Genomic DNA, 5869 nt, shown 5'->3' on the forward strand with positions numbered 1-5869 from the left:
CCCCCCCCCCCCCCCCCCCCGCCCCCCCCCCCCCCCCCCCCCCCCCCCCCCCCCACCCCCCCCCCCCCCCCCCGCCCCCCCCCCCCCCCCCCCCCCCCCCCCCCGGCAGGTGAGGTCGCGAAAGTCCTAGTGGGAATCACGAGGCGCGCCGTTGCCGCGAAAGGTCCGCCAGCCGGAGAACATCGAGGAGATGATCGACTGCTTCGACATGATGTCCTCGCGCACCGCGGCATAGATATGCATGATCACGAAGCAGATGATCACCCACATGCCGAGATGGTGCCAGGTATGCACGTCCTGACTCTGACCGAGAAGTGGGATGACCCAGCTCGAGAACAGGTCGTACTGCCAGGACCCCATGCCGGCCCCCTCGCCGTAGAGCGCCAGTCCGGTCACGATCATGAAGATGGTGAACCAGACGAACAGGAAGTGCATGGCGAGCGTCGCGAGCGGGTTGTGCCCGGAACACTTCATCGGCTCGCTCACCAGCATGGCGTACCAGAGCACCTCGTGCCAGAGCTCCTTCCAGAACCGTCCGTTCCAGACAGGCGGGAGGAATATCTGCCGGGAATGCTCGTTGCCGGCGAAGACCCAGTAGATGCGGAACGCGAAGCCGACGATCAGGACATAGCCCGCAACGAAATGCAGGTAGCGTATCCAGCCGAAGAGGAAACTGGAACTCGCCTCGCCGCCAACCGCCGGCGGCGGCGAGCCGATCAGGTAGCCGGTGCCGGCAAGCATGAGGATGGCGAAGGCATTGACCCAGTGCCAGAGGCGCAGCGGCGCCTCGTAGACATAGACCCCTTCTTCGCCATGCGGAGTTTGGCTCGCGCTCATGGCCGCCCCCTAGCCGCCGAACACGAGCGTAGCGCCGGAGCCGGCAATGACCATGCCGAGCCCGGCGCGCGCCCAAGGCGACGACGCGAGCCTGAGGCCGATGCCGGTGCCGGCCAGATGCAGCGCCGCGGTCGAGAGCGTGAAGCCGGCAATATAGGCAAGTGCCGCGCCGGTCGTCTCGCTCGCATGGGCATGGCCATGGAAGAGGGCGAAGAACCCGGCAAGGCCGATGCCGAGCATGCCGGGAAGGCCGGCACCGGCGACGATCATGATGCCGAGAGCAAGCACCGATAGCGCGATCATGCCTTCGACCGCTGGCAGGCCGATGCCGGCAAAGGCCAACGCCGCACCCGTCATCATCATCGCCACGAAGGTTGCTGGCGCCACCAGGACCCGCGACGGCATGGCCACCGCCGACCAGACCCCGACCGCCGCCATGGCGAGAAGGTGGTCGAGTCCCATCAGCGGATGGGCGATGCCGGCGGCGAACCCGTCGGCATGCCCTGCGCCGACATGGGCGAGCGCCGGGCTGGCAAGGACCGCGCGCGAAGCTGCGGCGCCAAGTTTCAGGATAGCGTGTCTCATTTCGGTTCCTCCCCTAGCGCACTTTGACATTGGCAAGTTCCTGTCCGTCCGGACCCATGACATGGGTCGAACAGGCAAGGCACGGATCGAAGCTGTGGATCGTCCGCAGGATCTCGACCGGCTCCTCCGGCCGCTCCACCTTGGTCTCCATCAGCGACGCTTCGAAGGCGCCGATATTGCCGGCATGGTCGCGTGGCGAGCCGTTCCAGGTGGTCGGCACGACGCATTGGTAGTTTTCGATCCGGCCGTTCTTGATGCGTATCCAGTGGCCCAACGCCCCGCGCGGCGCTTCGGTGAAGCCGACCCCCTTGACTTCGGCGGGCCAGGACTTCGGATCCCATTTCTGGGTATTGGCCGTCGAGCTGTCTCCAGCCTTGATGGTGGCGATCAGCTTGTCCATGAAGTAGACCTGCTTGCGGGCCGCCCACTGTGCTTCCAGCGCGCGCGCAGCGGTGCGGCCGAGCGTCGAGAACAGCCCCGTCAGCGGTACGCCGAGTGCCCGCAGCGTCGAGTCGACCTGCTCCTTGATCTCCTCGTGGCCCTGGACGTAGCCGACGACATAGCGGGCGAGCGGCCCTACCTCCATCGCATGGCCGCGCCAGCGCGGCGCCTTGATCCAGGAATATTTCGCGCTCTCGTCGATTTCGCGGATGTCGGTGCGCGTGCCCTTGGCATTCGGCCCGAGCTGATAGTTCGGCTCCGTGATACCATCCCATGGATGCAGGCCCTTCGCCTCGTCCGGGTATTTGTACCAAGAGTGGGGCACAAACTCCTGGATCTGCTCGGGATCGCGCACGTCAACGGGCAGCACCTCTTTGAGGTTGCCATCGATGATCGCGCCCTGGGGCATCATCAGGTTGGCTGCCGAATAGTCGTTGGCTTTGTCGGGGATGTCGCCATAGGCAAGAACGCTCTTGCCCGACAGCCCGCCGCCATAGAGCCAGCCCTTGTAGAGACTGCCGATCGCGATGATGTCGGGGATGTAGACGTTGTCGACGAAGGCGATGGCGCGCTCGATGACGCTGCGGACGTAGTTCAGCCGCTCCATGTTGATCGGCGCGCCGGCCGCCATCTCACCGTCGATGTTGATCGCACAAGGCACGCCCCCCACCAGCCAGTTGGGATGGATGTCCTTGCCGCCGAAGATCGTGCGCGTCGTCATGATCTCCTTCTGGAAGTCAAGCGCTTCCAGATAGTGCGTCACCGCCATCAGATTGGCCTCCGGCGGCAGCAGATAGGCCGGGTTGGTCCAGTAGCCGTTCTTGAACGGCCCGAGCTGGCCGCTCTCGACGAACTTCTTCAGCCGGTTCTGGATGTCACGGAAATAGCCCGGCGAGGACATCGGGTGGCTCGGCGAAACCGCCTGCTGCAGCTCCGACGTCGCCTTCGGGTCGGCTCTCAATGCGTTAACCGGATTGACCCAGTCGAGCGCGTGCAGGTGGTAGAAGTGGACCAGATGATCGTGCACCTGCAACGAGAGCTGCATGATGTTGCGGATCGAATTGGCGTTCTCCGGGATTATGATGCCCAGTGCGTCCTCGACCGCACGCACCGAGGTGAGCGCGTGCGTGCCGGTGCACACGCCGCAGATGCGCTGGGTGAAGGCCCAGGCGTCGCGCGGGTCGCGGCCCTTGAGGATGACCTCGAGCCCGCGCCACATGGTGCCGGTCGAGACCGCGTTGCGGATGATGTTGTTCTCGTCGATGTTCACCTCGCAGCGCATATGGCCTTCGATCCGCGTGACCGGATCGACGACCACGCGCTGGCCGGAGGTGTCGAGATTGAAGCCGTTCGGCGTCTGGATGACCATCACTTGTTCCCTCCCTTTTCGCGCATCCGCTTGACCACGCTCGCCGCCGCATGCGCGGCCGCGGCGGCGCCGATCACGGTCGCGGCCGTCGTGCCGATCCTGTCGGCATCGGCCTCGATGCCGAAGCCGTGGACGCGGGTCAGGCGGCTGTAGAAATCGCCCTTGTCCCAGAAGCCGTCCTCGGAGCAGCCGATGCAGGGATGGCCGGCCTGGATCGGGAAGGAGAGGCCGCCGTTCCAGCCCACCGTCGAGCAGGCGTTGTAAGTGGTCGATCCCTTGCAGCCGACCTTGTAGAGGCAATAGCCCTTGCGCGCGCCCTCGTCATCGAAGGACTCGACGAACTGGCCGGCGTCGAAATGCGGGCGCCGATAGCATTTGTCGTGGACGCGCTGGCTGTAGAACATCTTCGGCCGGCCCTGCCGGTCGAGCTCTGGGAATTTTTCAAAGGTCAGGATGTAGGTGATGACGGCCGTCATCACTTCTGGGATCGGCGGGCAGCCGGGAACCTTGATGATCGGCTTGTCCGGCAGGCCCGGAACCTTATGGACGGGCGTGGCCCGCGTCGGGTTCGGCCGCGCGGCCTGCACGCAGCCCCAGGAGGCGCAGGAGCCCCAGGAGATGATCGCCTTGGCGTTGGAGGCGGCATGGTTGAGCTGGTCGACGAAGGGCTTGCCGCCGATGATGCAGAACATGCCGTCCTCGTTGAGCGGCGCATTGCCTTCGACCGCGAGGATGTAGTTGCCCTTGTACTGTTCGACGACCTCGTCGACGATCGCCTCGGCCTGATGGCCGGCGGCCGCCATGAGCGTGTCGTCATAATCGAGTGAAAGCATCGACAGCACGACGTCCTTGGCGAGCGGGTGCGCCGAGCGGATGAAGCTTTCGGAGCAGCAAGTGCATTCAAGCCCGTGCAGCCACAGCACCGGAATGCGCGGCTTGGACTCCATCGCGTAAGCTATTTTCGGCGCAAAGGCCGGTCCAAGGCCGAGGGAAGCCGCCGTCAGGCTGCAGAATTTCAGGAAACTTCGGCGGGTGATCCCCTGTCGGCGCATGACCTCGTAGAATGTTTGTTGCATTAGGCCTTCCTCCACAGGCGGCGGCGTCTCCTGGTGCCGCGGACATGCGAAGGCGGAGCAAGTCCGATGCCAGAGTTAAAAAGCCGAATAAATTCAAAACTCAGATGCTCTTCGAGGCGTTGACTTGTTCCGGTCGCCGGCAAAGGAGTGGAAACTGGGCTGGCAGATTTCGAACAAAGTTTCCGCGATGCGGCGAGACGAGCGAAGAGGCCTGGCGACGGGTGCCGACGGGATTTCGGCGGGCCTCGACCGACCTCGCCCAGAGGCCACGCGCGGCTTGTCAGGACGGCCGAGCAGATCGCGCTTGGCCTGCGCGGCTACAGCAGACTGGGAATCGCGGGATTTGCACCATCTACTCGTCGCCGCTTGCGTTGAAACCGCTGTTGTCGGGTTTGTCGCATCCGCGACACGGTGATGTTCGGCCGCGCGCCGCCGCACTCGCAGCTAAGCCGTTGAATAAAATGCAGACTGGTTTCTGAGGCTGCACGTGCCGCGGTCGTGACCGGTCTTTCATTGCGTGAGGCCGAACGTGCGATTGCAGCTCCTGCCGCCGCGCAAAGAGAGGTTCAAGATTTGTGCCAACTGCGCTTGGCCGGCAGGTGGCATAGAGCGGCGCCTGAGAATGAAAGTGCCGGCCGCCCAGCCTTCATAGCCGTTCCTCCTTTGTGGCGTGACGGCCCGAAAGTCGCCATCGCGTCAGATGTTCATTAGGGTTCGGCATAGCCGGGGCTCGTCCGGCGACAGTCATGGCAGCGACTTGGCTTCTGGAGCCGCTCATCCGGCCGATAAGAACACATGCGCGTCCTGAAGTATTGCGTTCCGCGTTACACTACCGTATATACGTCCGCAGCACAGGAGCGCGCCATGGCCACCACAGCCACCAGGAAGGAAACACCCGTCTCGATGCGGTTTCGCGACGATGATCTCACCATCATCGACCGCGGCGCGGAGCTGCTCGGCCTGTCGCGCACGGAGTTCATGCGGCGCGCCGCGCTGCACGAGGCGCAGGCGGCCATCCTCAACGAAACCGTCATCCGCGTGTCCCCGGAAGCTTATGACGCCTTCATGCAGGCGATCTCAGCCCCCGCCGCTGCGCCCCCGCCGAAGGCGGCCGAGCGGCTGCGTCGGTCCCCGCCCTGGGACCGTTAGGTGGCGCTTTCAGGCATCGAACTCCTCGACGACGCGCACCGCCTCGACAGCTTCGATTGCGGCAAGCCGGCGCTCAATGCTTGGCTGGCCGGCTTCGCGCGAACGAACCAGGTCCGCGGCTTTACCCGCGTCCTGGTCGTTCACGATGAGGGAACAGTCGTCGGCTATTACGGCCTCGCGCCGGGCGTGATCCAGCCAAACAGCGCACCGCGCGCCATCCGCACCGGACGGCCGCCCGATCCGATCCCCTGCCTGTTGATTGCACAACTCGCCGTCGACCATCGCTATGCCGGACAAGGCATCGGCAGCGGCCTGGTCAAGGACGCGCTGCATCGCTGCGTCGGGGGGGGGGGCCCCCCCCGGCGGGGCGGCCCGGGGGGGGGGGGGGGGGGGGGGCCGCCGCGCGCGGGGG

At 65.3% G+C, this 5869-nt stretch carries 6 protein-coding genes; 2 read left to right on the forward strand and 4 right to left on the reverse strand.

The genetic code is table 11. From position 1 onward, the window contains the following. Positions 1–126: 126 nt before the first annotated feature. Genes cybH through NKI72_RS33805 form a run of 4 tightly spaced genes read right to left on the reverse strand, consistent with a single transcriptional unit; the run spans position 127 to position 4308 of the window. A complete protein-coding gene (gene cybH / locus NKI72_RS33790; protein ID WP_352852088.1) occupies positions 127–837 on the reverse strand; it encodes a Ni/Fe-hydrogenase, b-type cytochrome subunit in 711 nt (236 codons plus the stop codon). Between the two features lie 9 nt (positions 838–846). Continuing rightward, a complete protein-coding gene (locus NKI72_RS33795; protein WP_352852089.1) occupies positions 847–1422 on the reverse strand; it encodes a HupE/UreJ family protein in 576 nt (191 codons plus the stop codon). A gap of 13 nt (positions 1423–1435) precedes the next feature. Beyond that, positions 1436–3232: a nickel-dependent hydrogenase large subunit gene (locus NKI72_RS33800; RefSeq protein ID WP_023679114.1), complete on the reverse strand. Its 1797-nt coding sequence runs from the start codon at positions 3230–3232 to the stop codon at positions 1436–1438. Next, a complete protein-coding gene (locus tag NKI72_RS33805) occupies positions 3232–4308 on the reverse strand; it encodes a hydrogenase small subunit (protein ID WP_352852090.1) in 1077 nt (358 codons plus the stop codon). Before NKI72_RS33805 ends, NKI72_RS33800 begins: the two co-directional genes overlap by 1 nt. Before the next feature lie 864 nt (positions 4309–5172). Here NKI72_RS33805 and NKI72_RS33810 point away from each other — a divergent pair. Further along, complete coding sequence (locus tag NKI72_RS33810; RefSeq protein WP_031255614.1) at positions 5173–5457, forward strand: type II toxin-antitoxin system TacA family antitoxin; 285 nt, start codon at positions 5173–5175, stop codon at positions 5455–5457. Then, positions 5458–5869, forward strand: a 412-nt coding sequence (locus NKI72_RS33815; RefSeq protein WP_352852091.1) for a GNAT family N-acetyltransferase, incomplete at its 3' end; no start/stop codon positions are given. It abuts the gene before it with no gap.

This window comes from Mesorhizobium sp. M0437, from assembly GCF_040321335.1.
Lineage (GTDB): Bacteria > Pseudomonadota > Alphaproteobacteria > Rhizobiales > Rhizobiaceae > Mesorhizobium.

Excerpts from the sequence above, each read along its gene's own strand:
- cybH (WP_352852088.1), bottom strand. The coding sequence starts at position 837 with ATGAGCGCGAGCCAAACTCCGCATGGCGAAGAAGGGGTCTATGTCTAC.
- NKI72_RS33795 (WP_352852089.1), bottom strand. The coding sequence starts at position 1,422 with ATGAGACACGCTATCCTGAAACTTGGCGCCGCAGCTTCGCGCGCGGTC.
- NKI72_RS33800 (WP_023679114.1), bottom strand. The coding sequence starts at position 3,232 with ATGGTCATCCAGACGCCGAACGGCTTCAATCTCGACACCTCCGGCCAG.
- NKI72_RS33805 (WP_352852090.1), bottom strand. The coding sequence starts at position 4,308 with ATGCAACAAACATTCTACGAGGTCATGCGCCGACAGGGGATCACCCGC.
- NKI72_RS33810 (WP_031255614.1), top strand. The coding sequence starts at position 5,173 with ATGGCCACCACAGCCACCAGGAAGGAAACACCCGTCTCGATGCGGTTT.